Source organism: Thalassospira lohafexi, assembly GCF_002844275.1.
Taxonomy (GTDB): domain Bacteria; phylum Pseudomonadota; class Alphaproteobacteria; order Rhodospirillales; family Thalassospiraceae; genus Thalassospira; species Thalassospira lohafexi.
Genome location: NZ_NXGX01000009.1, coordinates 80,460 through 105,574 on the forward strand (window position 1 = coordinate 80,460; position 25,115 = coordinate 105,574).

Genomic DNA, 25,115 nt, shown 5'->3' on the forward strand with positions numbered 1-25,115 from the left:
TTCAGTCCCAATCAACAAAGGTGTCGACAACCGCACGGTCGTATCCGCCAGCGGCCTTATAAAGTTGCTGGGAATAGGGGTGTTCGAGCGTGCCTTCGGCAAGTTGTTCGGCGGTGGCCCGTTCAACAATGCGGCCATGGTTCATGATGGCGATATCGTCACACATATGTGCCACCACGGCGAGATCGTGGCTGACCATGATATAGGTCAGGCCAAGGTCGCGGCGCAACCGGCCCAGAAGGTTGAGCACCTCTGCCTGAATAGACACATCGAGTGCCGATGTCGGCTCATCCAGCAGCAGGATTTTCGGTTCAAGAATAAGCGCACGCGCAATCGCCACACGCTGACGTTGCCCGCCGGAAAGCTGATGGGGGTATCGGAACCGAAACGCGTTATCGAGCCCGACCTGCGTAAGGGCCTCAACCACGCGGGCATCGGAATTGCCCAGACCGTGAATATTGACCGGTTCGGTCAGAATACGGTCGATGGTGTGGCGCGGATGCAGGGATCCGAACGGGTCCTGAAACACCATTTGCGCAAGGCGATAGAAATCCTTGTCGCGTTTGGGGCCAAGTTTCTTACCCTTGACTGTAATGGTGCCTTCCCAGTCATCGACAAGGCCGGTGACGGTGCGAAGGACGGTCGATTTACCCGACCCGGATTCGCCCACCAGACCAAATGATCCGTTGGCGGGGACGCTGATATCGACGTCTTTGAGCACGTGATTGTCATCGAACCAGGCGTTGAGTTTTGAAATCTCGATCATGGTGTTTTTTAACCCTCTGCCCAGCTTGCTTCGCGTTCAAGGGTCGGCAGATCGGAATGATCGCCATCCATTTTCGGCAAGCAGTTCAAAAGGCCCTTGGTATAGGGGTGTTTGGCGTTGTGCAGTTCGGATGCCCGCAATTCTTCGACAACATGGCCCTGATACATCACCAGAACCCGGTCGCAAAAGCTTGAGATCAGTTGCAAATCATGGCTGATGAAAATCAGTGCCATGCCACGATCGCGCACCAGATCATCCAGAATTGCCATGACCTGAAGCTGTACCGTCACATCAAGGGCCGATGTCGGTTCATCGGCAATGATCAGTTCCGGATCGGGGATCAGCATCATGGCAATCATCACGCGTTGTCCCATGCCGCCCGATGTTTCGTGCGGATAAGAATTGAACACGCGTTCCGGGTCACGGATTTTGACCGCCTCGAGCATTTCAAGGGCGCGAAGGCGCGCTTCCTTGGCGTTGACCTTATGGTGTTCGCGGTAGGCCTCGATAATCTGATCGCCAATGGTCATGACAGGATTAAGCGAGTATTTCGGGTCCTGCATGATCATGGAAATGCGGGCACCGCGCACCTTGCGCCACTGCTTTGGCGTCAGGTTGGCAAGATCGACATCGCGAAACTGCATTTTGTCAGCCGTTATGGCGCCGTTTGCCGCCGTCAGCCCAAGGATGGCGCGCCCGGTCTGGGATTTACCAGACCCGGATTCGCCAACAATGCCAAGACGCTCACGACCAAGGTCAAACGACACACCGCGTACGGCATGGACTTTGCCCTTTGGCGTGTTGAACGTGACTTCAAGGTTTTTGACGGTCAGAAGGGTTTCGGAACTCATGATCAATCCCCTCCGCGTGGATCAAGAACATCGCGCAGGCCATCACCCAGAAGGTTGAAGCCCAGACTGACAACAAAGATGGCAAGCCCCGGTACGGTGGCAACCCACCACTGTTCAAGCAGGAACTGACGCCCATCAGACACCATCGCCCCCCATTCAGGCATCGGCGGCTGTGCGCCAAGACCGAGGAAGCCAAGACCGGCCGCAATCAGGATCATGCCTGCCATATCAAGGGTGACACGCACGACAAGCGAGCTCATGCACATCGGAGTGATGTGACCAATGATCAGGGCAAAGTTCGAGGTGCCCTGAAGACGGGCTGCTTCGATATAGTCTTCTTTGCGCACTGTGATGGTTTCTGCGCGTGCAATACGGGCATAGGGCGGCCACGCGGTAATCGCGATGGCAAGAATGGCGTTTTCAATCCCCGGTCCGAGGGCAGAAACAAAGGCCAGGGCCAAAATCAGTTTCGGGAATGCCAGAAAAACGTCGGTGATGCGCATCAAGACCGCATCAATCCAGCCACCAAAGAAGCCCGCAGCGGTGCCGACCAGAAGGCCAAGCGGGGCGGCAGTGATGGCGACCAGCCCAACGATAAGCAGAGTATATTGTGCGCCGTAAATTAGGCGTGACAGGATATCGCGGCCCAATTGATCGGTGCCAAACCAGTGGTCGCCACTGGGCGGCTGAATACGGTTGGCAAGGTTTGCGGCAAGGGGGTCATAGGGAGCCAGAAGCGGGGCAAAGATTGTGACAAGGATCAGGCCGACCACAACTGAAAGGCCAATCATGGCCAGTTTGTTTTCGGAAAACTTGATCCAGCCCAGCCACGCGCGGCCGCATTTAGCCTGCCAGCGCGATTGCGGGGTGTCGGATGTCAGCCACTGTTTCAGGCCGGGTTTTGCAGTGGAGATTTGTGTGGTCATGGGGTTATCTCCGTGCCCGTGGGTCGAGGAAGCGATAGAGCACGTCAGACAGCATGTTCACGCTGATAAAGACGGCCCCCACGACAACAGTTCCACCCAGAACCGCATTCATATCGGCATTGAGCAGTGAATTGGTGATGTACAGACCAAGACCGGGCCAGGCAAAGATGATTTCGGTCAAAACCGACCCTTCGAGCAGGTTGGCATAGGATAGCGCAATCACGGTGACCAGTGGGACCATGACGTTGCCCAGTGCATGGCGCCAGATAATGCGATGTTCGGAGATGCCTTTGACCCGTGCGGTCAGAATGTATTCCTGACTGAGCTGTTCAAGCATGAACGATCGGGTCATGCGCGCAATATAAGCCAGCGAGAAATAGGCAAGGATGGAGGCGGGCAGAATGATGTGTGACACCGCATTCCAGAACAAATCCATGTCGCCTTCGATCAGGGTGTCGACCAGCATCAAACCGGTGGTCGGTTCGATGAAATCGACATAGAACGCATCAAGGCGGCCGGGCCCCGCAACCCAATCAAGTTTCATGTAGAAAACCAGAAGCCCCATCAGGCCGAGCCAGAAGATCGGCATCGAATAGCCAGCAAGGCCAATGACGCGGACAACGTGGTCAGGCCATTTCCCTTTGTTGATTGCGGCAAAAACACCCGCCGGGATGCCCAGAATGACACCGATAATGGTGGCGATGGTGGCAAGTTCGAGGGTGGCTGGGAAAACGCGTTTGATGTCTTCAAGGACCGGGTTCGACGTCAAAACAGACGTACCGAAATCGCCTTGAAGGATATTGGAAATATAAATAAAGAATTGCTGCCAAATTGGCAGGTTAAGGCCCATTTCTTCGCGCACGCGGTCATAGACGGCTTGCGGAGCACGGTCGCCAACGGCGGCCAGAACCGGATCAATTGGCAAAACGCGGCCAATCAGGAATGTGACCAGAAGCAGACCGAAGAATGTAATGGCCAGCGAAAAAACAAGGCGCAGGAGGCTTCCTGCCTTGCCGGAAAAGAGACGGGCGCGTGTGCGCCCGTCCCGGTTTTTGCGTGTAACAGCGGACATTACGACCGTTGTCTCCTTAGTCTTTGGTGACAAAACGATAATAGTTGTTATCGAACGACGGACCGAGGACGAAGTTGTTCACATTCTTGCGCATGGACGCAATTTCGGTTTCCTGGAACATCACAACGAACGGACCACTTTCGAGAACTTTTTTCTGAAGGTCGACATACATTGCTGCACGTTTCGCATCATCGCGTTCAAGGGTGGCGGCATCCGTTTCAGCCGTCAGCGGGCCAGCGTCCCAAGAATTACGCCATGCCAGCGGTTTTGCGGTGGCATCGTCGGAGTTATCCGGGTTCCACGCAAAGGTCGATGCATTGGTGTGTGGATCCTGATAATCCGGGCCCCAGCGGCCGATATAGATATCGTGCTGACGCGCGCGGTATTTGGTCAGGGTCTGCTTACCATCGCCCGGAATGATTTCCAGATTGATGCCCGCCTGCGCCCAGGTCGCCTGGATCGACTGTGCCATCGCCATGATTGCGGTGGTGTTACGGGTATCCATGGTGACACTGAAGCCATCGGGAAGGCCTGCTTCGGCCAACAGTTCCTTGGCTTTTTCGATGTTCAGGCTGTATGGATTTTCGTTATAAGCCCCAAGGAAACCTTCGGGCAGGAATGCCTGATGGATCTGGGAACGACCTGCGAGGATGGTTTCAGAAATACCCGTGTAATCGACAAGGTATTTCAGGGCTTCGCGGACCTTCGGATTGGACAGATATTCGTTTTTCTGTGACAGGCCAAGATACCAAAGTGCACCTTTACCCTTTGACATCAACTTGATGTCGTCGTCACCCTTGATCGATGCCAACTGATCTGCTTCGAGGTTACGGGCAATATCAATATCGCCTTTTTCCAGAAGGAGCTGCTGGGAAGCGGCTTCTTTGACGTTACGGATGATGACGCGCTTCATTTCAGGTGCGCCATCCCAGTAATCTTCGTTCGCCGTCAGGCTCAGGCTTTGACCCGCGGTCCATTTGTTCAGTTTGAACGGGCCGGAGCCGGCATAGTTGGTTTTCAGCCACTCATGACCGAGATCGCCGTCGACTTCGTGGGCAAGGACTTCTTCCTTATCGATCACTGCACCGACACCTGCGGTCAGGCAATACAGAACGAAGCTTGGCGCATAAGGTTTGTCGAGTTCCATGACCAGCGTCGACTCGTCCGTCGCACGGATTTTTTCTTTGACGTTGTCCGGGGTAAGGCCGAACTGACCAAGAATAAAGGCCGGGGACTGATCGAGCAGGATCACACGTTGCAGCGAGAAGGCGGCATCTTCGGCAGTCAGGTCATTGCCCGACGCGAATTCAACGCCATCACGCATTTTAAAGGTGAAGGTTTTACCGTCTTCGGAAACGTCCCAGCTTTCGGCCAGAACGCCATAGATTTTTGACACGTCATCATTATCGAACCCGATCAGACGGTCATAGGTGTTACCGGCATATTCGGCACCGGAAAATTCGAAAATCTGTGCCGGATCGAGTGTGATGATGTCATCAATGGCGAAGGCCATGACCAGTGCGTTTTTCGGCGTGTCGGCCTGTGCTGCCAATGGCGTCGTTATGAGCGCGGTCCCCATGACCAGCCCTGCAATAAATTTGCGCATGATGCGCCTCCCGTTTTGTTGTTGTGGGACAGCAGGCCTGAGCAATGCGTGTTTCAGACACCAGCATGAAACTGTATCTGAAAAATTCACATCACCTGAAAGTGGGGCGGCCTGCGAGATCGTTGTCTGTTGTCCGCGAAGCTGAGCATAAATTATACGATTAATCAATGACCAGACGGTCAGGATTGCCTAAATTCCACGCAATGGCGGTGTGAATTCAGATGTGTTCGCGTATCGGTTGTGAATTTCTGGCGTTCGGGCCCGTAAAGGACAGACGCAAAAAATGAGGGCCGCCGGGAAGAGGGGATTCAGACACAAAAAAAGCCGCTTTTGAAAAGCGACTTTTGCATACTCTTTAAAAGAGTGGCGCGAGTGACGAGACTTGAACTCGCGGCCTCCGGCGTGACAGGCCGGCGCTCTAACCAACTGAGCTACACCCGCGCGGTGTGTGGCGCGGTTTATATAAATACCGCTGTCTGCTGGCAAGTGTTTTCTGGCCGAAATTTCAAAGAAAAACAATGCCGACACTTTTGGTGTGAACCGGCGCATGAAATCGGCCAAAAACAAAAAAGCACCAGCGGAAAAACCGTGGTGCTTTTTTGTTTCATTCCCATTGGGAGGGAATGGCGCGAGTGACGAGACTTGAACTCGCGGCCTCCGGCGTGACAGGCCGGCGCTCTAACCAACTGAGCTACACCCGCATGGTGTGTGGCGCGGTTTATATAAGCGGCAGTGCGCTGTGGCAAGGGCTTTTTTGCAAAAAAATGAACCTTGTAGGCCCTGTTCCGGGATTTCGTGGAAATATTGCTTTGTTTCAATGTGTTATGGGCCAAACTTGCGTGGCGAATTTTGTATGTTTTTGACGGTCAGATTGCGTGGATTAAGGACGCTATTGCGGGGGATGAAAAGCCAAGATCGACCATATGTGATGTCGTCTTGAACGCGCGCAGGGGGATTTGGTGCGGAAGGTGATCAATACTGCAAAGAACCGTCGTCAGGCATTGAAAAACAAAAAAGCACCAGCGGTAAAACCGTGGTGCTTTTTTGTTTCATTCCCATTGGGAGGGAATGGCGCGAGTGACGAGACTTGAACTCGCGGCCTCCGGCGTGACAGGCCGGCGCTCTAACCAACTGAGCTACACCCGCATGGTGTGTGGCGCGGTTTATATAAGTGGCTGTGCGCTGTGGCAAGGGCTTTTTGAGTGCGAAAAGTAATTTTCTTTACCGTATCGCGCAAAAGTTTAACCCGACCCGTGAAATGCGCCTTCGCCGTTTCTGGTGCGCCAGTCCAGACAATTATTTATAACGTGTAGTAAGATGATTGATCGCGTGTCAGGGCGGTCAATATGGCTTTGTCCGCAGGATCGTTATTCGCGTGGCAGTTCATAGCGTTCGGCAAGTTTGGTCAGGGCGGCAACGGTGGCCTGTTCGACAGTTGTGCCGAACCCGGTGACGCGGCTTGCCAGAATGACATAGAGAGAATCAATATGAAGCTGTGAAACAAGAAGCTGTTTTTCGTTTGCCGTTGTGCGGTCCGCGACGAAGCTTTCCATTGATTTTGCAATCTGGGTCATCAGGGGATACTGAAACGTGCCACCAAGGGCCTTTACCGAATAGGCAAGGTCACCGCAGGCCGCAACAGCCTCCGGGCGCCTGGATTTATCGCCCAGCGCGCCGATGACAATTTTGCGGCAATCCATAAGTTCCTTGCCGACGTCGCGCACAAAGGTCTCTGTGCTGCGCTGAACAACATTTTCGAGTTCTTCGAGCTGTTCAGGGGACAAATTAATGTCGAACCCCTTGACGAAATTCACAGCACGCCGCTTCAGGTCTGTCTGAGCCGGAATGATCTGTACGTTTTTCTTTTTCTTCGGTTCTTCTGGTGTCACGATTGCTCCGCTTCCCCAGTCATAATGTGTCATCCGTTACAGTTCCCTTCGGTCAGGGCCGTCGAATTGTACCTGTCGACGGCGGCGATCGGGACCAAAATACGTTCCGGTATTAATGAAACGTCGTGGTCGCGCGATGACCGAAACCAAGCGACTATACAGTGCCTTGGCATTGAAGGGTTTTGCAAGAAATTCTGTAATTCCAAGATCGCGTGCTGTCGTCACATACTTCATTTCGGAATGTGCGGTCAGCATGATCACGGGGATAAAGCGGTTTGGTGAGTTGGTCGAATTGCGCATGACATCAAGGAATTCCAGCCCGTCCATACCACGCAGCCGCCATTCGCAGACAACAATGTCAATCTGTTCGCGACGCAGCACGTCAAAGGCGTCATTGGGCGTCTTGACCCGCTGAATATGACTGGCACCAAGATATGCGAGGGTATCATACACAACCTGTGCTGAAATCTTATCCCCGTCTACAATCAGAAAACTGATTTTACTAAAGTCGATTTTTGCGTTCATCCAGCCTTGCTTCCTGAGCATCATCACGAAATGCGTCGGTGTTCAGGGGAAACAGCACCAAACCCCTTAGTGTGCTGTTGGTCTTAAACCCTTATACCTTTGTCTGGTTTCCAGCAAGCGCAAACAGATCGGAAAACCGAGCTGAATTCTGACAAATACTGACGCGCAGACAGTTGAAGGTATTGAACAAATGACGTTTCAGTTTCTTGTGTTTTTTTGCTCGTGCCCAAGAGAGCAGCCCATCATATTGGGCTGTCGTTCCCGGAGTAAAGGGGGAGGCTGTTTTATTTCAGGGGTTCGGTTGCGCCTTCTTCGTCAATGACCTGTACGGCAACACCCGATTCCTCAAACATTTCGGTCGAAATTTTCATATCCTGTTCCCAACGTTCAAGAAAATCGTCGGTCAGTTTGCTTTTATCAACAAAAACTTCGGCGATGCCCGCCTGAATAATCGCACGTGCGCAGTCACAGCAGGGGAAATGCGTCACATACAGCGCGCAGCCATCAAGCGATGTGCCGGTATAACTGGCATTGTAAATGGCGTTGCGTTCGGCGTGTTCGGTATAAGCGTATTTTTCCGGGCGTTGATGGCGACGTTCGACTGTGTCATCGACACCACGCGGAAAACCGTTATAGCCAACAGCCCGAATTTCCTTTTTGGGGCCGATGACAACCGCACCAACCTGCGTGCTGCGATCCTTTGACCAGTCTGCGATATGTGCCGCAAGACCAAGAAAGCGATGGTGCCATTTGCTCATGAAAAGGGGCCCTGTTGTCAAAGGTGTATCAGATTAATCAGCGTGTCACATTTACGCAGCGCTGCGCATGCTATCAGGTCTTTTAAGAAGGTGCTCCTTGTAATTGTCCAGTGAAAAATCACATTTTTGTAAAGGCATTTAGTGAAAAGTCCCTGTTCAAAGCGGGGCTTATTGACTATTAAGGGGGTACCCCCAGAAAAGATCAGGACGCCTTGACGCCTCGCCGCAGATGCAGGCCGAAGCGGAAGGGCTCATGTGTAACCCAAATAACAAGAGGTATTAGCCGATGCGCCGTCAACGTAAGGCGAAAATCATCGCAACCCTGGGGCCAGCGAGCTCTCATCCAGATATGCTGGAGAAGATCGTAAAGTCAGGTGTAGATGTTTTCCGGCTGAATTTTTCGCATGGTGAGCATGCAGAACACCAAAAACGTTTCGAAGCAATCCGCGCTGTAGAATCCAAACTCGGCCGTCCGATCGGGGTTTTGATGGACCTTCAGGGTCCTAAAATTCGCGTCGGGACCTTTGCCGATGAGCAGATCGAGCTTGCGGCTGGTGATACGTTCAAATTCGACATGGACAAAAAGCCGGGTGACAAAAAGCGTGTTTCCCTGCCGCATCCCGAGGTTTACGCAGCCCTGAAACCGGGCGCAAACCTTTTGCTCGATGATGGCAAGCTGCGTATGCGTGTTGAAAAATGCGATGACAAATCCGCAGAATGTACCGTGATCACCGGTGGGCCGCTGTCCAACCGTAAGGGCGTTAACCTGCCCGACGTCATGTTGCCGATGTCACCGTTGACCGAAAAAGACCGTATCGATCTTGATTACGGTCTGGAAATGGGCGTTGATTTTGTTGCGCTGTCATTCGTTCAGCGTCCTGAAGATGTTGCCGAAGCCCGCAAAATCATTCAGGGCCGTGCGGCCATCGTTTCCAAACTGGAAAAGCCGCAGGCGATTGAGCATCTTGCCGAGATTGTTGATCTGTCGGACATCATCATGGTTGCGCGTGGCGACCTTGGTGTCGAATGCCCGCCAGAAGACGTGCCGATCTTGCAGAAACGCATCATCAAGGCGTGCCGCGAAGCCGGTAAGCCGGTGATTGTTGCGACCCAGATGCTTGACTCGATGGTGTCAAACCCGACCCCGACCCGTGCCGAAGCCTCCGACGTTGCCACTGCCATTTATGATGGTGCCGATGCGGTGATGCTGTCTGCGGAAAGTGCGGTGGGTAAATATCCGCTTGAGACCGTTTCGATCATGGACCGTATTATGGTCCGGGTCGAAGAGGACGAGCTTTATTATCGTTTGCGCGATGCCAATCGTCCGGATCCGGAACACAATTCCCCGGATGCCATCAGTGCTGCTGCCCGTCAGGTGGCGGGGACCATTGGTGCCAAGGCTGTTGTGACCTATACCACGTCGGGTTCGACGTCGCTTCGTGCCGCGCGTGAGCGTCCGGAAGTTCCAATTCTGGGCCTGACGCCGAAAATCCAGACCGCACGTCGGATGACGTTGTGCTGGGGTGTCCATGCCGTGTTTACCCGTGATGCGACGAACTTCGCAGAAATGGTTGGCATTGCATGTGAAGTTGCCCAGCGCGAAGAATTCGCCAAGGTCGGGGATTCGTTGGTGATTACCGCAGGTGTGCCGTTTGGGACGCCCGGTGCAACCAACATCCTGCGCATTGCATGGGTTAGCTAACGGCGTCTTTGACGTTTGTTTGCCGATTTACCAAAACGGGTGGCTTTCAAGGCCGCCCGTTTTTCTTTGTCTGGCTTTTGGGCGACGAGGTTGTGCTGTGGTCTAAAACAGGCTGGAAAAACTGGTTTGGCGTGGCGGGTCGTGGGGTTTTATGCCTGTCGTTGTATAGGCCTCTGTATTGTTAATGTTTTTTTGAGTCTTTCCGTCGATAGTTGATCGGTAATCAGGCATGTATCTGATGATATGTGATGGTTGCAAATGGGGAGCCGAGGATAGACGATCGGTCAGGTTGTGAAGCGCGCCAAGTTCTGTTTAAACTGCGCTGACACAATAATAAAATCAGGGTGTTGGCGTTTGTTAACACCGACCTGCCGCAAGGCACGGGACCAGGGGAATTGCTGCGACAATGCTGAGTTGGATGTTCAATCGGCAAAAAAATACGGGTGACGCGGGGCTTGATGATAAAGCCACGGCGAAGCTTCGTGACCTTGCACAAACGGTCCGTACTGTTGCACCTGATGCCTTTGGTGCAGATCAGGCCAACGCACAGGCGCGCCGGATTCCCCGAAAACAGTCCACCGACGATATTCCCAATCTTTCGGCACTTGAACATGCTGCGCGCCTTTCATCGGAAATGGCCGACGCGGAAGACGATGAAGACAGCTCACCGGATTTTGACAGCGACGTTCGCATGGATGTTGCCCGGCGCCTGCGCCGCCATCTTGCCGATGTCAGCCCGTCCGAACGATTGACAATGGTTGATGAGTTCGTGGCGGCCATTGCCAATATGGGCGATTGTTATCGCCCGCAGGTCATTGCGCTGATTGATCAGGAACTTGGCCACACACCTTATATGACCCGTCAGGCCGCAACGCGCCTGCGTCAGGATATTCAGGCGATTGGCCGGGTATCGATTGGGGAATATATCGAACTTCTGAGCGATTCGGATTTCCTTGATGTCATGCGCGGTCGCGGTGAATTTGTTCAGACCGCTTCGGAACGGGCACGTTCCGAGCAGAAAGCCGCCGCAAAGGCGCGTCTGATTGAACAAAAATCCGAAAAAGAGAAGGGCGGTCTTTTGAACCGTCTGCTGTCATCTGACGAAACGCCGCGTAATGTCGTGGCACTGGCCCCGCATTTCGCCGAGCGTCTTGAAAAGAAACCAGCCGCACCGGCAAATGATTTGTTGGGCGGACAAAACCGTATTTCGCGGCAGGCACAACGCCGGATTGCGCATTTTATCATGGCGTCGCTGTTTGACACATTGGTTGAACAGGGGCGTATGCGGACCGAAGTTGCGCGCGCCATGCGCCAATCTGTACGCCAGCGGATCGAAAAGGCGCGGTTTGAAAACCGCATGCCGGCCCACGATCCGGCCGATGGCATGATGGTCGACGTTGCCGATGGTCAGATGGAAGACCACAGCGAGGAAGTCGCATCAAATACCCAGATGACAATTGACCAGTATGTTCTTGATGCGCTGTCGCGCAACGAGGATGCGCTGGTTGTTCAGGCGCTGGGGCATTATGCCCAGCTGCCGGTGGTTGTTGTATCCAAAATTCTTGATTCAGGCAGTGCGCGCGCAATTACCGCATTGGCATGGCGTTCGGGGATGACCGCACCGTCTGCGGTTGTCTTGCAGCTTAGCAGTGGTATTCCGGAAGCCAGTATCGAAAGCCCGGCTGCGGGTGGGCGCTATGCCCTGGCGACGACGGATATGGATTGGTATATCGATTTCTTTAACGATATGAAGCCATCAGTGTCCAAGCCGCGCGTCGAAAAAGAACCTGATGCAGCCGCGCGTGAAGCAAAGCCGCGTGAAAACGTCGGACAAAGCCGCCGGACCCGCAAGGGAAGTGGCATTGAAGGATTGGTCTCTGATAGTCGGCCCAAGGGTCGAAAGGGAGACTGAATGCCATGAGCAACAATCACGGCATTTCCTATGATGGGCTGAAATACGCGCTCAACATCAAGGAAAGCTATCAGAGCAGAGAACCGCTTACGGTGATGGGCGCTGCCAAGCAGCTGCGTTTGCTGATGCCTGAACACCTGCTGAGCAATGATCTGGCCTTGATGCAATATGATGATCCGATTGCACTGGCAGTGATTGCGACCCGTGATCCTGAAAGCCCGATGGCACTTGCTGCGGCCATTCGTATGGGGCCACATGCAAAGTGCAAAGAACTGATTACTGGCGTGTTTGAAGTGGTTTCTGATGCCACCAAACACGAACTGGTGGCCGATTGCGCCAAGCTTCTGACCAAGAACGCCTTTAGCCCGGAAGCATTTCATCTGGTGCGCACGCGCGCATCCAATCACGTTGTCGAAATTCGTGAATCCTATCGCCGGGCGATGGCTGAAAACCTTCGCGCCTTGCTTGACGGCAAAATGGTTGCGCGTGAATTTGTCGAAGAGTTTATTGAACTGGCATCTAACGGCAATCTGCGCATCGATATATATCGCCGTCTGGTGATGAAATTGATGCGATCCGATGCAGTGCGGCCAAGTGTCAAGTTCATGCTGCTTGAGCGGCTTGATCAGTTCCCGCAGATGGTCAAGCTTCAGATTGTTAACGAGGTTAACTCCGCACCCGATACCCCGGAGTATCAAACGTTAAAGCAGGAACTGCGCTGGATTTACGAAGCCAAGCAAAAGCAGCCAGCACCTAAAACGCCGATAAATGCAGCGTCACGTCCAATCAAGGATATGGCGGCAGGCACGCAAATTGATTTTGGTGTTGCGGCAGGCCTTCACCGTCGCAACAGCATCATCAAACCCGCAGAACAGACCTTAAAACGCACGGTTAATCCACCGATGATGAGCAGCGGCGGGTTTAGTTCACGCGAATTGTCGTCCTGGCTGAACTAGAGTCTGTTATTCCAAATAACACAGTTTATCCAACCAGCCGGGATTCGGCGGCGTTGTTGTGTGGGCCAGTGTGAAGTCCAGCCTGTTTTTCCAGATATACCGTACAGATGACCCGCATCAAGGATGCGAAATTGGGAATATCGCCGCGTTGGGTGAAGACTTCGTCGTGGATTTTACCCAAAAACTGTGGGGTGCTAAATCCTTCGCCTGCGGCGATTTCATCGAGAATTTGCCAGAAGCGCAATTCAAGGCGCAGGCTGGTGACAACACCATTCATCCGAATAGACCGGCTTACGCATTGGTAAAGTTCGGGTTCGGTGCCGGAATATATTTGACACATATTGATGGCCTTTCCTGAAAGTGCTGTCGGTTATCTTGGGTCGACAGCTTTTCTTTTTACAGGGCCATGGTCAGGCAAATGTCGCCCAAGCGCAATCAGCGATTGGGCGACACGCGATCACAATTTGATTTCGGTGCCCAGAACCACAAGGAAGGCAGCCATCCATTTAGGATGGGCGGGCCATGCCGGTGCGGTCACTAGGTTTCCATCAACACAGGCGTCATCAATGGCGATATCGGCATAGGTGCCACCGGCCATTTTTACTTCGGGTGCACAGGCCGGGTAGGCCGATACACGGCGATCTTTAAGGATGTCAGCCGCGGCAAGAAGTTGCGCGCCATGACAAACAGCGGCAATTGGTTTGTCGGCATCGTTAAAATCACGGACAAGTCGAATGACATCTTCGTTCAGGCGCAGATATTCCGGGGCACGTCCACCGGGGATCAGGACCGCGTCATAGTTTTCCGCACGCGCCGCAGAGAAATCTGCATTGAGTGCAAAGTTATGGCCGCGTTTTTCGCTGTAGGTCTGATCGCCTTCAAAGTCATGGATGGCAGTGGCAATGCTGTCGCCAGCCTTTTTATCCGGGCAGACCGTATCAACGTGATGGCCGACTGCCAACAGGGTCTGGAATGGAACCATTGTTTCGTAATCCTCGGCATAGTCGCCAACGATCATCAGAATTTTCTTTGCAGACATTTTTTATCCTCCCGCGGGTTTTTGATCTTTGAACTATAGGCTTGTTTGATCGGGTGCGGGTAACAGCGGGATACTACGTTGCCCGGCTTGCCGATGTCGGGGCCCATGTCTGGTGCCGGGCATAAAGATGGATATAAAAAAAGAGGCCCGGTTGGGCCTCTTTTCAGTATTAAATTTTAAAGACAGGTCAGCTTTTGGGCGGTGTTGCTTTCGAAGCTGCTGTTTTGCGGGCCGTTGTCGATTTGGCCGCTGTTTTGGTTGCGGTTTTCGCCGTGCTGGCGCTTGAACGCGGTGCCGGTTTTTTCGCAGGAGCCTTCGCCGCAGGCTTGGCGGCGGGTTTTGCCGCACTGGCCGTTTCTGCCGTTTCCTTGATGTGCAAGTCGCGCTGCGGGAACGGAATAGAGAAGCCAGCGGCCTCAAGTTCGGTTTTTGACCGGCGGCTAAGATCCCAGAAGGTTGGCCAGAATTCAGACGTTGCGACCCAGCCACGTGCGGTCAGATCAACCGAGCTTTCACCAAGATTGGCGACGAAGCTCATCGGTTCGGGATCCTTGAGAACGCGTGCATCAGATGCGACAAGGTTTTTGAGGAAATCAAGGGCGGCATCGACGTCATCGTCATAGGAAATACCGACCTTGATATCGAGGCGACGGGTCGGGTTGCGTGAATAGTTTTTGATCGCACTATTCCAGATCTGCGAATTCGGAGCCGAGATAAAGACGCCGTCCGGCGTTTTTAGCAAGGTCGTAAACAGTGTGATTTCAACAACGGTTCCCGAAACAGAGCCAGCCTCGACAAACTCATCAACCTTAAGTGGGCGCAGCACAAGGATCATAACGCCAGCGGCGATATTTGACAGTGTCCCTTGCAGGGCGAGGCCAATGGCCAGACCGGCAGCACCGAGTACGGCGATGATACTTGCAGTTTGCACGCCGAAGTTCGACAGAACGGCGATGAGAACAAAGATTAAAACCGTGTAGCGCGCGATGCTTGCGGCCAGTGGTTTTAATGTTGAGTCGACAAATTTTGCATTTTTAAGTGAATGGCGGACAAGTGCAGCGGCACGTCCTGCGACCCACCAGCCGACGATAAGAAGAATGATTGCGCCCAGAATATCCAGGCCGAAGCCCAAAGCGAAGGATTTCAGCGCTTCTGTGATCGTTGCAACATCGGTTTCAAGCATATGAACCTCGTCCGCTCCGTGTCATGGTTGTATTGGTTGCTACTCATACGTCTGTATGAGATACTCAACAATACAGGTTTAGCGGCTGTTGAAAAGTAGCCAAGAACACCAAAATGTAACTATCGCTATGGAACAGATCGTGTTTTCGTGCGTTTTACGTCATAATATAACCATCTTTGGTGATATATTGCTAATCTAATAACAACCTAAACGACAGGGGTAAGACATGCAGTTTCGTTCTTCCGTTCTTTTCGCTCTCGGCGGTGTTGCAATGCTGAGCGCGTGTAGCAGTGTCGATAACTCAGGCACTGCAGTTGCCTACGGTGGTAACCCACTGACCTATGGTAACTCTGTTTCCAGCGCGATTTCTGGTCAAGAGCCGTCCACCAGCTTTGGTAAGGCGCTTAAGGCAGAATACATTGCCTATGCGCAGCGTGAAGCTGATGAATGGTATGACTTCTTCGATGCTGATTTCTTTGCCAAGAAAGCAGGCAAAGTTGCAGAAAACGAAACACTTCTTCCAGAAGATCCGGCCAACTGGCGTTTCTCTGATGAAGAGATCGCCCAGAAACGTGCAGTTCGTGATGAGCTGATCGCGCTTTTGGATGATGGCAAACGCGAAGAAAAACCTGAGACCGCAGCAATCGCGCAGGCGCGCTTTGATTGCTGGATCGAAGAAAGTGAAGAAGGCTGGCAGAACGACCTGATCAGCCAGTGCTGGAAAGATTTCGAAGCAGCGATGGCTGAACTTCGTAAAGAAGAAATGGCAACTCCGGTTGCTGCAGTCGCGCCGAAAGAAAGCCGTCTGTTCACGATCTTCTTCGATTTTGACAGCGTTGCAATTACGCCGGTTTCCGAACGTGTTCTTGATGCCGCTGCTGAGCAGTGGGCACAGAGCATGGGCACCATCAATGTTGTTGGTCACGCCGATTCTTCCGGTGCAGCAGCCTACAACTTGAAACTGTCCGAGCGTCGTGCTTCGGCAGCACTGAACGAGTTGACCGGTCGCGGCATTAAAGGTGACTCTGTTGACACCGATGCGGTTGGTGAGGGTGAACTCCTTATCCCGACTCCGGATGGTGTTCGTGAGCCTCGTAACCGTCGTGTGACGATCTCCGTCGACTAATCTACGACGTTTACCAAATCTTCGGCAACGAGGTGGCATAGTGCCACCTCGTTGTTTTTGTATGTGGTTTTGGGAAACAAAAACTTTTTGGCGTAATTGCAGTTGAAATTGGCGCTAATCTGCATAATGTCTGCTGTAGATTTATACCAAAGAGCTAAAGGCGGGGACGTATAATGGGGGCCTTGAAGTTGGTCTTTTCTCGACGTGCATGCTGTGCCGTGTTGGGTATGGCGATGATGGCGGTTGTTTCTCCGCGGGTTGCGCAATCTGCTGACGTTACGCCGGTTATGCCCTTTGAGAAATATTTTGCTGATCAGCGCGGTGACGGAAAGTTTCTGCGGTTTAACGCATTTTCTGGCGAAATTCCGGGCAAGCGCATCAAGGCATTGCTGCGATCCGGTCAGGTTATCGGTGATCGCATCTTGCTGGCAGAAGACGTCGCGGTCTATTTCCCGGATGGCTATATCGTTCAGTCACAAACCCGGTTCGGCAAATACATCCCCAAAGTAGGCCTTAAGGCGTCATCAGTTGTCAAACGCGACCATCTGATGGAAAACCCGCGCTATGCGCTGGTCGGAAATTTTGATCAGATTCTTGGTAAAGAATGTGCGCGCAGCGAATACGCCAATGGTTTCGCAGCCCTTCGGATCAAGCGTGATGGTGTGATGTCACTGGTTCTTGAGACATCGGGCCTGTATGACCCGCTGGTTGACGAACAGACCACCACCTATACCGTTACAAGTGCTGTTCAGTCTGTGTTTATGGGCAATCAGGGCTTGATGCCTGAATTGCTGCTGAAATGCGGGCGCGGTTAATTCCGACCGACACCGGTAACATCAAAAATACAAGGCACCGGAATTCCCGGTGCCTTTTTGTTTGTCGATTTGCGATTTATGGCAATATGGCTTAGCTGACGTGCCAATCGGATGCAAAAAGGCGCGGTATTTCAATCGCCGGGCATCGGTTCATGACCGTCACCAGTCCCGCATCAACCGCCTTATCGGCGGCAGGCACATTGATCACACCAAGCTGCATCCAGACCGATTTGGCTCCAATCGCAATGGCCTCGTCGATAACACCGGCCGCGTCATCACTGTTGCGGAAAATATCGACCATATCGACCGGTTCATTGATGTCTGAAAGCTGTGCCACAACCGTCTGCCCGTGAATTTGGTGTCCGGCCTGCCCGGGGTTGACGGGGATAACGTGATACCCGCGATCAAGAAGGAACTTTAAAACCCCGTTGGACGGGCGTTCCGGCTTTGGGCTAGCACCTACAAGGGCGATGGTTTTTGTGTTCGATAGCAGTGTTTTAACACCGCCATCATCCGGATTTGAAAATTCGGTCATCTCTCACATCCGCTGTTTGTTAAATGTATCACTGCTTTGAAGTTATATGATATTTTTCGCTTGGCAACTGGCAGGTAACAACGGGTGTTCGGGGCGGTGACGTGATCATGGATCGCGGGGGCCTCGCGGAAAGTTGAAAGCAAGTTAGGTGACGCGCGTTCTAAAAAGCGGTTGTGTGGCATATCAGTTCATTTTGACGGACATCTATTGCATGTATCCTTGGCTTGATCCTTCGGGGCGCTTTTCGTTCTTTAAGCTTACAGTGTTTGTGGCCCTGATTGTGCCGGGCATCATGTTGCTTTGGCCGGTTGTGCTTGAAGGTGGTGCGACCATTCCGGTCAAGGAAGCCATCCTTGAAAGCGGTGACTGGACGATCAGGATACTGTTGATATCACTCTTGATTACGCCGCTTCGCCGGATCACACGGTTTTCAAAGCTGGTGCAAGTACGCCGTCAGATCGGTGTTGCGGCATTTGTCTATGTGATGGTTCATCTGTCGCTTTATGCGATCAGCCAGAACCTTGATCTTGGCAAAATCGTAAGCGAGATTTTCTTGCGGATTTATCTCACCATCGGGTTTGCTGCGGTTGTCGGGCTGTCGATCCTTGCTGCGACATCGACGAAGGCTGCCATGCGCAAGCTTGGCGCCAACTGGTCGCGCCTGCACAAGGCAAGCTATGGCATTGCCATTTTGGGCGCATTGCATTTCTTTATGCAGTCCAAGATCGACGTCAGCGAAGCGACTCTGATGGCCGGGTTCTTTGTTGCGCTTATGCTTTATCGCTTTGCGCATTGGCGCGGGTGGTCCTTGCGCAGTTTTATGCCGCTTCTTACCGTATCCGTGGTGGCCGGATTGGCAACGGCGGGTATTGAATATGCGTGGTATGCGCTTGCAACCGGTGTTCCGGCAGATCGCGTGTTTGCCGCCAATCTTGAATGGATGTGGCCGATGCGCCCGGCCTGGACTGTTTTCCTGACCGGGCTTTTTATGATCGTTGTCTGCCAGTTTGGACGCGATGGTGCTGCGCGTACTGTGATCGCAAATGTGATGGCCAGTCTGCGGCTTAAGCCGCAGCACTCGCGCGGCGGGTAAGGGCGGTTAGAAGACCTGCCCCGATCATCACCGCACCACCGGTGCGGGTCAGGCGGCGCATGGCAGCGGGATCGCGAAACCGTTCGCGTAAGGCCGATGCCATCACCGCCCAAATCGTTACATTTACCGCTGCTAGAATGACAAAGGTTGTTGTCATGATGATGAACTGCGGCAAGACCGGGCTGCTTGCGGTGACGAACTGCGGCACAAAGGCGATGAAGAAGACAATGCCCTTGGGGTTGAGTGCGGTCACGATATAGGCCTGCAAAAACATCCGTGATGGGCGGTTGCGCTTGGCGTCGGCGTTGTCTTCAAGCACGCCCGGCTTTTCGCGCCACATCTTTATCCCAAGATAAATCAGATACCCCGCGCCACACAGTTTCAGGACGGTAAAAGCATCGGCCGAGGTTGCAAGCAGCGCACCCGCACCGGCAAGCGATACGGTCATGGCGGTTAAGTCGCCCAGCGCCACACCGGGAACCGTTGCCCATGCCGTCTGGCGACCCTTGCCCAAGGCATAACTGACCACAAGCATGATGGTCGGGCCGGGAATGGCCAGAACAATGGAGCAGGCCACAACATAGGCAAGCCAGATTTCAATCGGCATATCGAAACTCCGCAATGCTGGAATATTGAAAGATTGGATATTCTTATCTGATGATGATGGACCGGCTATTCATGACGCCATGTCGGATGGCGTTTTTCAACAAAGGCGCCGATTCCTTCGCGCGCATCGTGTTTTTGCATGTTGCCTGTCATGACGCTTGATGCATAGGCATAGGCATCCGACAGCGGCATTTCGAGTTGCTTGTAGAACGCCTGCTTGCCGGTTTGAACCGTCATGCCCGACCGTGCAGCAATGCCGCGCGCCAGTGTTGTGGTGGCAACGTCAAGATCGTCATCCGCGGCGACGTCTGATACCAGCCCCATGGAAAGGGCGGTCTCTGCATTGATCGGATCGCCGGTCAGCAACATGCGCATGGCGTGTTTACGTGAAATGTTGCGGCTAAGGGCGACCATCGGGGTCGAGCAAAACAGCCCGATATTGACCCCCGGTGTGGCGAATTTTGCCGATGTGCCGGCAACCGCAAGGTCGCAACTGGCGACAAGCTGACATCCGGCTGCGGTTGCCATGCCATGCACCTTGGCAATGACCGGTTGGGGCAGGGTGACGATCCGCATCATCAAATCACTGCATTGGGAAAACAGGGCGGCGTGTTTGTCGCAGTCCGAAATCCCGTTCATTTCCTTTAAGTCATGACCCGCACAAAAGACCGGCCCTTCGGCGGCCAGAATAACGCAGCGGATATCGCGATCTGTGGCGATGGCGTCGAAAATATCGTGCAAGGATTTCATCATCGCGCAGGAAAGTGCGTTTCGGCGTCCCGGGTTGGTCAGGGTTACGGTGGCAACACCGTCTTGATCGTGTCGGGTGGCAAGTGGCGTTTCGATGCGTTCATCAACCATTGGTGTACTCCCTATCAACCGCACTCAAGCGGTAATTCTTATTTTCTTATACATATTGTCGTAGTAGAATTGTACGTAACAGGAAAAAAATAAAACCCTGCAGGACGCCATGTTGGGGTGGCTTGCTGCCATATCAGGCGAGTGGTTGTGGATGAGCAAAGATCAAATGCGGAAGCCGGGGCGGGCCCCAGGTCGTTTTGTGACGACCAAGACCATTATCGAAACCCGCAGGCCCAAAGCGCCGGTGGCAGCGACACCGATCAAGCGGTTTGACCGGAAAGACGCAATGGAGCGCGATCTTGAACGGTATCGTGCAGACGCCCGTGCACGTTTGTTGCGTAATGGATTCGACGTGCCCGCGTACCTTATGCCCAAACCCCTAGTCAGCGAGGACGAAGAGGGGGATATCCCTGAAATTGATCCAGATGAAGTGCGCGACGTTCACAGCCATGTTATGACAGGCCCGAAGCCAGCCCCGCTGGCGAAGGTGAACAACGCACCGCTTGCACCGGCCAAAGCCGCCAGTAATGCATCAACAGCCAAACCATCGCGCCATGTTCATGTACAGGGTGGTGTGGCGCAAAAGCTTCATCAGGCGGCACCCGTAAACGGCGGCACAGCGGGCAACGCGCAGACGGCGAGCGAAAACAACGCCTATCAGGATTATATCGACAGTCTGGATGGTGGCCCGACATTGCTTGATCACATGCGGGGCGACGATGCCCCGATCAAGGGGCGGGTGGATGATCTTAAATCGGCCGAAGAGACAAAATCACGCATTGATCTGCCAGATAATTCGTCCAGTTGGGTGGCGCGTGATGGGGGTAAAAACACACCCGGCATGACCGGGGCCGGTGCGGCAAAACCCAAATCAGGGACACGGCGGTCCAAGCGGAAATCTGCTGGTGGTGCACCGATCAACTGGAACAAGGTCCTGCCAAAGATCGCGGCCTATATGGTTGCGGCTGTTGGTATTGGCTATGTTCTGGTTCTGACGCTTAATCAGTTCTCGGCGATTTTGGCTAAGTAAACACTGCCCATTGCCTGCCGTAATTACCATATACAGTCATAGAATATTAAACCGTTTCGCGCCGAAGCAAGATATTTGGCATGGGCGGTTGACCCATTGGACAATCAATGTTGTCGATGGGCCGTAACATCAGTGGCAGACGTCAGGCATGTTTGGGGCATGGCCTATGATCATCTGAAAAGCCTGCCATATAAAAAGACTACGTGCGATCTTGGGACATTATGGGGCGGGGATGTGTGAACATTCGTGATCCGGGCCGCCTAAACAATTTGGCCGGGATGAGGGGGCGAGTTAACCCTTGGTTCGGAGGCAGCGTGTGACGCTGTAAAGTCGCTATGACAAGTGATGTAAAAGGTCAGGAAGACCGCCGTCCGGTATATCTTCCCGAAAACCGCCATCATTGGGTATCCAATGATGAAGTCGATAAACCTGTGGTCGATGTTACGCGTGGACCGATCCGGGCCCGATTTCGGCGTAACCGGAACACCGGACCGTCGATATCGGTGGGGGAATGGATGCGCGCCAACCTTCCAAAGATCGGGGCAACATCAATTGTTGCGATTGTCATTCTGTGTGTTGTTGCCACGATCTATACCGATATGGCCCGTATTGTGATGGATTAATGTACCGTCCAGCGGGCGTTGTGCTTTGGTCGTAGGTTAGGCAATGCGTGCCTGTAAATATTGACGTTAACGTAAACGTTATGTCAGTCTTCCGGTTGATGATGAAAGATGCTGTATCAAACAAGACAGCACAGCAGGGAGACGATCCAATGACCCACACCCAGACCTTTCCGGCAGGTTCCGGTATCACGCCAGCCGATTTCGATGCCATCATGCGTGAAAAAGTGCCGTTTGTCGGGGACATGGGGGTGATCACTGAACGGTTGACCGATGATAGCGCCACGTTGCGTTTGCCGTTTAACGAACGGTATTTACGTCCGGGCAATGTCGTGACCGGCCCGGCGATTTTTGCGCTGGCCGATATTGCGCTTTATGCCGTGGCGTGGCTGGTCGTGCCCAAGGCCGATCTGGCGGTAACGACCGAGGCGACGGTGCATTTCCTGTCAGGGGCCAAGCCCGGCGATTTGATTGCCGAAGCCAAAATCCTTAAGGCGGGCAGGCGGCTTTTGATTGCGGAATGCCATATAAGGTCTGCTGTCGATGACAGCCTGTGCGCGCATGTGATTGGCACCTATGCGATGCCACCGGCGTAAAAACCGGATAAAATAGTGTGGTAAAATAATACCTCGTTATTTAACTTATTGATTTAAAACGAAATATTCCTGTTGTTTTCCTGTTGAATACTGGCATAATGCGCCGACTTTCAACGAGGGACCATTCCCTCCGTGGAACCCAGTTTTCGAGTATAGAAATAATGAAAACCTTCTCTGCGACACCGAGCGACATTGAGCGCAAATGGTTCGTGGTCGACGCCGAAGACGTCGTCCTTGGCCGCCTTGCTGCTGTTGTTGCCAATCGTCTTCGTGGTAAGCACAAAGCGATGTTTACCCCGCACATGGATTGTGGCGATCATATCGTCATCGTCAATGCTGAAAAAATCAAACTTACCGGCCGTAAACTTCAGAACAAGAAGTTCTATTGGCACACCGGTTATCCGGGCGGTATCAAAGAACGCACCATGGACAAGCTCCTGAACGGTGAGCATCCGGAACGCGTGATCATCAAAGCTGTTGAGCGTATGATGTCCCGTGGCCCGCTGCGCAGCCAGGTTCTTTCCAAGTTGCACGTCTATGCAGGCACCGAGCATCCGCATGACGCTCAGAAGCCGGAAGTCCTCGACGTTGCGGCTATGAACGAAAAGAATAAGCGGAGTGCTAAGTAATGGCCGAAACTAAAACTCTTGAAGATCTCAAGGATCTGGCACAGGGCGGCGAAACCGTTTCTGCAGCTGCAGAAGGCACCCTGCCGGAACCAAAGATCGACGCACAGGGCCGTTCCTATGCAACTGGCCGTCGTAAGAACGCAATTGCACGTGTCTGGATTAAACCGGGCTCAGGCAAAGTCACCGTCAATGGCCGCGAATTCGAAGATTACTTCGGTCGTCCGGTTCTGCGCATGGTGATCAACCAGCCGTTCACCGTCACCGATCGTAAAGATCAGTTTGACGTTGTTTGCACCGTTAACGGTGGTGGCCTTTCTGGTCAGGCCGGTGCGGTTCGTCACGGTATCTCACGTGCACTGACCTCCTTTGAGCCGGCACTGCGTCCGTCGCTTAAAGCTGGTGGGTTCCTTACCCGTGACTCACGTGCAGTCGAACGTAAAAAATACGGTCGTGCAAAAGCGCGTCGTAGCTTCCAGTTCTCGAAACGTTAATTCGTTTCCGGGCAGCACGCCCAACATTTTATTGGAAAAGCGTCACTTTCGAGTGGCGCTTTTTCTGTTTGTGGGTGTTCAGTCGGGCGTGATTTTGCCTGTCGGCAAAGCCAATAAAAAAGCGGCGTCTTTTCAGGTGAAAGACGCCGCTTTTTTGTTTGATTTTGAGAGACGTAACGGTGTCTGCTGCGTTACTGCCAGCGGTCAGAAAAATCGCGCGGGACCATCAGAATGTCGCGATCGACCTTGGTCACGTCAGTATGTCCGCACAGCGCCATGGAAACCTCAAGTTCCTTGTGAATGAGCTCGAGCGCCTTGGTGACGCCGGCTTCGCCCATCGCACCCAGACCATAGATGTATGCTCGGCCGATATAGGTGCCCTTTGCCCCCAGGGCGAGCGCCTTTAGAACATCCTGGCCAGAGCGAATGCCACTATCGAGATGGACCTCAATCTTGTCGCCGACCGCATCCATGATGGCCGGCAATGCACGAATGGAGGACAAGGCGCCATCCAGCTGGCGCCCGCCATGGTTGGACACGATGATGGCATCCGCGCCGACATTCAGCGCCTCCAGCGCATCGCGTGGATCAATGATCCCCTTGATGATCAACGGTCCATCCCACATTTTCCGGAACTCGCGAATACGGTTCCAGTCAAGTGCTTGGTCGAAAGATTCTGCCGTCCAGGTGCTCAGTGATGAAGGGTCGCCAACGCCCTTGGCGTGTCCGACAATATTGCCAAAGAAACGTCGCTTGGTGCCAAGCATGCCCAAGCCCCACTGTACCTTTGTCATCATGTTCGCGACGGATTTCGCGGTCAATTTGGGTGGGGCTGACAAACCGTTTTTCAAATCCTTGTGTCGCTGTCCCAGCATCTGAAGATCCACGGTGATGACAGCTGCCGAGCACTTGGCCGCTTTCGCCCGGTCAAACAGGCGCTTCATGAAGTCGTCATCTTTGAGCGTGTAAACCTGCAGCCAGAATGGACTGGACGTATGTTCGGCGACATCTTCGATCGAGCAGATCGACATGGTCGACAAAGTGTAGGGTACGCCGAACTTTTCAGCCGCACGGGCGGCCTTTATCTCGCCGTCTGCGCATTGCATTCCGGTCAGTCCGACAGGCGCAAGCGCGACAGGCATAGAGACATCCTGACCGATCATCTGGCTTTGGGTTGACCGTCCGGCCATATTCATTGCCACCCGCTGACGCAGGTGAATATCCTGAAAGTCAGTCGTGTTTTCACGGAATGTCTGCTCGGTCCAGCTTCCGGATTCTGCGTAATCGTAGAACATGCGCGGCGTGCGCCGTTTATAGATACGTTTCAGGTCTTCGACGCAGGTAATCACTGGCATGAGGTCAACTCCGAATAAAATATGCTCGGTAATGGTAATACCAGTTTCATAGGTTATCGCAAACCGAATTGAAAATCAGCTTCTTGCTGACCGTTTTCGCATGTTGGAAACGGGACGATGTTCTTGTTGGGAAAGAATTTTAAAAACAAGGATCGGAAATTCTGCAGGTTGTG

At 53.2% G+C, this 25,115-nt stretch carries 26 protein-coding genes and 3 tRNA genes; 11 read left to right on the forward strand and 18 right to left on the reverse strand.

The window, feature by feature from the left end; translation table 11 throughout:
- Window position 1 precedes the first annotated feature (1 nt).
- The 11 genes from COO92_RS19160 to COO92_RS19210 form a co-directional block, all read right to left on the reverse strand.
- Window positions 2-766 carry an ABC transporter ATP-binding protein gene (locus tag COO92_RS19160; protein ID WP_101304584.1) on the reverse strand — a complete coding sequence of 255 codons (765 nt, stop codon included), beginning with the start codon at window positions 764-766 and terminating at the stop codon, window positions 2-4.
- Between the two features lie 8 nt (window positions 767-774).
- Window positions 775-1,617 (reverse strand): ABC transporter ATP-binding protein, encoded by an 843-nt coding sequence (locus COO92_RS19165; protein ID WP_101304585.1) that lies wholly within the window; start codon window positions 1,615-1,617, stop codon window positions 775-777.
- 2 nt (window positions 1,618-1,619) lie between these two features.
- Window positions 1,620-2,543 (reverse strand): nickel transporter permease, encoded by a 924-nt coding sequence (nikC, locus tag COO92_RS19170; RefSeq protein WP_022730464.1) that lies wholly within the window; start codon window positions 2,541-2,543, stop codon window positions 1,620-1,622.
- 4 nt (window positions 2,544-2,547) lie between these two features.
- Window positions 2,548-3,615 carry an ABC transporter permease gene (locus COO92_RS19175; protein ID WP_101304586.1) on the reverse strand — a complete coding sequence of 356 codons (1,068 nt, stop codon included), beginning with the start codon at window positions 3,613-3,615 and terminating at the stop codon, window positions 2,548-2,550.
- A gap of 16 nt (window positions 3,616-3,631) precedes the next feature.
- On the reverse strand, window positions 3,632-5,221 hold the full coding sequence (locus COO92_RS19180) for an ABC transporter substrate-binding protein (RefSeq protein ID WP_101304587.1): 1,590 nt from the start codon (window positions 5,219-5,221) through the stop codon (window positions 3,632-3,634).
- Window positions 5,222-5,585: 364 nt separating this feature from the next.
- Window positions 5,586-5,662: transfer RNA gene (locus COO92_RS19185), tRNA-Asp, on the reverse strand.
- A 183-nt stretch (window positions 5,663-5,845) separates the two neighbouring features.
- Window positions 5,846-5,922, reverse strand: a tRNA-Asp gene (locus COO92_RS19190).
- 368 nt (window positions 5,923-6,290) lie between these two features.
- Window positions 6,291-6,367 (reverse strand) — tRNA-Asp (locus tag COO92_RS19195).
- Window positions 6,368-6,588: 221 nt separating this feature from the next.
- Window positions 6,589-7,110: a transcriptional regulator gene (locus COO92_RS19200; RefSeq protein ID WP_240626522.1), complete on the reverse strand. Its 522-nt coding sequence runs from the start codon at window positions 7,108-7,110 to the stop codon at window positions 6,589-6,591.
- Between the two features lie 36 nt (window positions 7,111-7,146).
- Window positions 7,147-7,635, reverse strand: a complete 489-nt coding sequence (locus COO92_RS19205) for a response regulator (protein WP_101304589.1) — start codon at window positions 7,633-7,635, stop codon at window positions 7,147-7,149.
- A gap of 284 nt (window positions 7,636-7,919) precedes the next feature.
- Complete coding sequence (locus COO92_RS19210; protein WP_022730469.1) at window positions 7,920-8,393, reverse strand: deoxycytidylate deaminase; 474 nt, start codon at window positions 8,391-8,393, stop codon at window positions 7,920-7,922.
- A gap of 286 nt (window positions 8,394-8,679) precedes the next feature.
- Between COO92_RS19210 and pyk the strand changes: the two genes are divergently transcribed.
- From pyk to COO92_RS19225, 3 genes are all read left to right on the forward strand, one after another.
- Window positions 8,680-10,095, forward strand: a complete 1,416-nt coding sequence (gene pyk / locus COO92_RS19215; protein ID WP_022730470.1) for a pyruvate kinase — start codon at window positions 8,680-8,682, stop codon at window positions 10,093-10,095.
- 406 nt (window positions 10,096-10,501) lie between these two features.
- Window positions 10,502-12,007, forward strand: a complete 1,506-nt coding sequence (locus tag COO92_RS19220) for a DUF2336 domain-containing protein (RefSeq protein ID WP_101304590.1) — start codon at window positions 10,502-10,504, stop codon at window positions 12,005-12,007.
- A gap of 5 nt (window positions 12,008-12,012) precedes the next feature.
- On the forward strand, window positions 12,013-12,963 hold the full coding sequence (locus COO92_RS19225; RefSeq protein WP_101304591.1) for a hypothetical protein: 951 nt from the start codon (window positions 12,013-12,015) through the stop codon (window positions 12,961-12,963).
- A 25-nt stretch (window positions 12,964-12,988) separates the two neighbouring features.
- Here COO92_RS19225 and COO92_RS19230 read toward each other — a convergent pair whose 3' ends face one another.
- From COO92_RS19230 to COO92_RS19240, 3 genes are all read right to left on the reverse strand, one after another.
- Window positions 12,989-13,303: a ribbon-helix-helix domain-containing protein gene (locus COO92_RS19230; RefSeq protein WP_101304592.1), complete on the reverse strand. Its 315-nt coding sequence runs from the start codon at window positions 13,301-13,303 to the stop codon at window positions 12,989-12,991.
- Window positions 13,304-13,420: 117 nt separating this feature from the next.
- Complete coding sequence (locus tag COO92_RS19235) at window positions 13,421-14,002, reverse strand: DJ-1/PfpI family protein (RefSeq protein ID WP_022730474.1); 582 nt, start codon at window positions 14,000-14,002, stop codon at window positions 13,421-13,423.
- A gap of 187 nt (window positions 14,003-14,189) precedes the next feature.
- A complete protein-coding gene (locus tag COO92_RS19240) occupies window positions 14,190-15,185 on the reverse strand; it encodes a mechanosensitive ion channel family protein (protein WP_101304593.1) in 996 nt (331 codons plus the stop codon).
- Between the two features lie 226 nt (window positions 15,186-15,411).
- Between COO92_RS19240 and COO92_RS19245 the strand changes: the two genes are divergently transcribed.
- Together COO92_RS19245 and COO92_RS19250 are read left to right on the forward strand one after the other, a co-directional pair.
- Window positions 15,412-16,311: an OmpA family protein gene (locus COO92_RS19245; RefSeq protein ID WP_101304594.1), complete on the forward strand. Its 900-nt coding sequence runs from the start codon at window positions 15,412-15,414 to the stop codon at window positions 16,309-16,311.
- Window positions 16,312-16,484: 173 nt separating this feature from the next.
- Entirely contained in the window at window positions 16,485-17,126 is a 642-nt protein-coding gene (locus COO92_RS19250) for a hypothetical protein (RefSeq protein WP_022730478.1), read from the forward strand.
- 91 nt (window positions 17,127-17,217) lie between these two features.
- On the opposite strand, the gene COO92_RS19255 is transcribed toward COO92_RS19250, so the two are convergent.
- Entirely contained in the window at window positions 17,218-17,661 is a 444-nt protein-coding gene (locus COO92_RS19255) for a CoA-binding protein (protein ID WP_101304595.1), read from the reverse strand.
- Window positions 17,662-17,872: 211 nt separating this feature from the next.
- Between COO92_RS19255 and COO92_RS19260 the strand changes: the two genes are divergently transcribed.
- Window positions 17,873-18,754 (forward strand): protein-methionine-sulfoxide reductase heme-binding subunit MsrQ, encoded by an 882-nt coding sequence (locus COO92_RS19260; RefSeq protein WP_101304654.1) that lies wholly within the window; start codon window positions 17,873-17,875, stop codon window positions 18,752-18,754.
- On the opposite strand, the gene COO92_RS19265 is transcribed toward COO92_RS19260, so the two are convergent.
- Both COO92_RS19265 and COO92_RS19270 read right to left on the reverse strand, forming a co-directional pair.
- The gene (locus tag COO92_RS19265) at window positions 18,726-19,361 is read right to left on the reverse strand and encodes a LysE family translocator (RefSeq protein WP_101304596.1); all 636 of its coding nucleotides are present in this window, start codon (window positions 19,359-19,361) and stop codon (window positions 18,726-18,728) included. The two genes, COO92_RS19260 and COO92_RS19265, sit on opposite strands and share 29 nt — an antisense overlap.
- A 65-nt stretch (window positions 19,362-19,426) precedes the next feature.
- Complete coding sequence (locus COO92_RS19270; protein ID WP_101304597.1) at window positions 19,427-20,221, reverse strand: enoyl-CoA hydratase; 795 nt, start codon at window positions 20,219-20,221, stop codon at window positions 19,427-19,429.
- 199 nt (window positions 20,222-20,420) lie between these two features.
- Between COO92_RS19270 and COO92_RS19275 the strand changes: the two genes are divergently transcribed.
- The 5 genes from COO92_RS19275 (at window position 20,421) to rpsI (ending at window position 23,587) form a co-directional block, all read left to right on the forward strand.
- Window positions 20,421-21,251 (forward strand): hypothetical protein, encoded by an 831-nt coding sequence (locus COO92_RS19275; protein WP_133125085.1) that lies wholly within the window; start codon window positions 20,421-20,423, stop codon window positions 21,249-21,251.
- 335 nt (window positions 21,252-21,586) lie between these two features.
- Window positions 21,587-21,874, forward strand: coding sequence for a hypothetical protein (locus tag COO92_RS19280; protein ID WP_101304599.1), 288 nt, complete (start codon window positions 21,587-21,589; stop codon window positions 21,872-21,874).
- A 149-nt stretch (window positions 21,875-22,023) separates the two neighbouring features.
- Entirely contained in the window at window positions 22,024-22,467 is a 444-nt protein-coding gene (locus tag COO92_RS19285) for a PaaI family thioesterase (RefSeq protein ID WP_101304600.1), read from the forward strand.
- A 161-nt stretch (window positions 22,468-22,628) separates the two neighbouring features.
- Window positions 22,629-23,096, forward strand: coding sequence for a 50S ribosomal protein L13 (gene rplM, locus COO92_RS19290; protein ID WP_101304601.1), 468 nt, complete (start codon window positions 22,629-22,631; stop codon window positions 23,094-23,096).
- The gene (gene rpsI / locus COO92_RS19295) at window positions 23,096-23,587 is read left to right on the forward strand and encodes a 30S ribosomal protein S9 (protein ID WP_022730487.1); all 492 of its coding nucleotides are present in this window, start codon (window positions 23,096-23,098) and stop codon (window positions 23,585-23,587) included. The genes rplM and rpsI overlap by 1 nt, the downstream gene beginning before the upstream one ends.
- Window positions 23,588-23,778: 191 nt before the next feature.
- On the opposite strand, the gene COO92_RS19300 is transcribed toward rpsI, so the two are convergent.
- Complete coding sequence (locus tag COO92_RS19300; RefSeq protein WP_101304602.1) at window positions 23,779-24,942, reverse strand: alpha-hydroxy acid oxidase; 1,164 nt, start codon at window positions 24,940-24,942, stop codon at window positions 23,779-23,781.
- Between the last annotated feature and the right edge of the window lie 173 nt (window positions 24,943-25,115).

What these genes read in the sequence shown, in the direction of transcription:
- COO92_RS19240 (WP_101304593.1), bottom strand. Translation starts at nt 15,185, where the DNA reads ATGCTTGAAACCGATGTTGCAACGATCACAGAAGCGCTGAAATCCTTC.
- COO92_RS19255 (WP_101304595.1), bottom strand. Translation starts at nt 17,661, where the DNA reads ATGACCGAATTTTCAAATCCGGATGATGGCGGTGTTAAAACACTGCTA.
- COO92_RS19160 (WP_101304584.1), bottom strand. Translation starts at nt 766, where the DNA reads ATGATCGAGATTTCAAAACTCAACGCCTGGTTCGATGACAATCACGTG.
- COO92_RS19250 (WP_022730478.1), top strand. Translation starts at nt 16,485, where the DNA reads ATGGGGGCCTTGAAGTTGGTCTTTTCTCGACGTGCATGCTGTGCCGTG.
- pyk (WP_022730470.1), top strand. Translation starts at nt 8,680, where the DNA reads ATGCGCCGTCAACGTAAGGCGAAAATCATCGCAACCCTGGGGCCAGCG.
- nikC (WP_022730464.1), bottom strand. Translation starts at nt 2,543, where the DNA reads ATGACCACACAAATCTCCACTGCAAAACCCGGCCTGAAACAGTGGCTG.
- COO92_RS19180 (WP_101304587.1), bottom strand. Translation starts at nt 5,221, where the DNA reads ATGCGCAAATTTATTGCAGGGCTGGTCATGGGGACCGCGCTCATAACG.
- COO92_RS19220 (WP_101304590.1), top strand. Translation starts at nt 10,502, where the DNA reads ATGCTGAGTTGGATGTTCAATCGGCAAAAAAATACGGGTGACGCGGGG.
- COO92_RS19210 (WP_022730469.1), bottom strand. Translation starts at nt 8,393, where the DNA reads ATGAGCAAATGGCACCATCGCTTTCTTGGTCTTGCGGCACATATCGCA.
- COO92_RS19300 (WP_101304602.1), bottom strand. Translation starts at nt 24,942, where the DNA reads ATGCCAGTGATTACCTGCGTCGAAGACCTGAAACGTATCTATAAACGG.
- COO92_RS19260 (WP_101304654.1), top strand. Translation starts at nt 17,873, where the DNA reads ATGTATCCTTGGCTTGATCCTTCGGGGCGCTTTTCGTTCTTTAAGCTT.
- COO92_RS19205 (WP_101304589.1), bottom strand. Translation starts at nt 7,635, where the DNA reads ATGAACGCAAAAATCGACTTTAGTAAAATCAGTTTTCTGATTGTAGAC.
- COO92_RS19165 (WP_101304585.1), bottom strand. Translation starts at nt 1,617, where the DNA reads ATGAGTTCCGAAACCCTTCTGACCGTCAAAAACCTTGAAGTCACGTTC.
- COO92_RS19225 (WP_101304591.1), top strand. Translation starts at nt 12,013, where the DNA reads ATGAGCAACAATCACGGCATTTCCTATGATGGGCTGAAATACGCGCTC.
- COO92_RS19175 (WP_101304586.1), bottom strand. Translation starts at nt 3,615, where the DNA reads ATGTCCGCTGTTACACGCAAAAACCGGGACGGGCGCACACGCGCCCGT.
- rplM (WP_101304601.1), top strand. Translation starts at nt 22,629, where the DNA reads ATGAAAACCTTCTCTGCGACACCGAGCGACATTGAGCGCAAATGGTTC.
- COO92_RS19230 (WP_101304592.1), bottom strand. Translation starts at nt 13,303, where the DNA reads ATGTGTCAAATATATTCCGGCACCGAACCCGAACTTTACCAATGCGTA.
- COO92_RS19285 (WP_101304600.1), top strand. Translation starts at nt 22,024, where the DNA reads ATGACCCACACCCAGACCTTTCCGGCAGGTTCCGGTATCACGCCAGCC.
- rpsI (WP_022730487.1), top strand. Translation starts at nt 23,096, where the DNA reads ATGGCCGAAACTAAAACTCTTGAAGATCTCAAGGATCTGGCACAGGGC.
- COO92_RS19235 (WP_022730474.1), bottom strand. Translation starts at nt 14,002, where the DNA reads ATGTCTGCAAAGAAAATTCTGATGATCGTTGGCGACTATGCCGAGGAT.
- COO92_RS19270 (WP_101304597.1), bottom strand. Translation starts at nt 20,221, where the DNA reads ATGGTTGATGAACGCATCGAAACGCCACTTGCCACCCGACACGATCAA.
- COO92_RS19245 (WP_101304594.1), top strand. Translation starts at nt 15,412, where the DNA reads ATGCAGTTTCGTTCTTCCGTTCTTTTCGCTCTCGGCGGTGTTGCAATG.
- COO92_RS19280 (WP_101304599.1), top strand. Translation starts at nt 21,587, where the DNA reads ATGACAAGTGATGTAAAAGGTCAGGAAGACCGCCGTCCGGTATATCTT.
- COO92_RS19265 (WP_101304596.1), bottom strand. Translation starts at nt 19,361, where the DNA reads ATGCCGATTGAAATCTGGCTTGCCTATGTTGTGGCCTGCTCCATTGTT.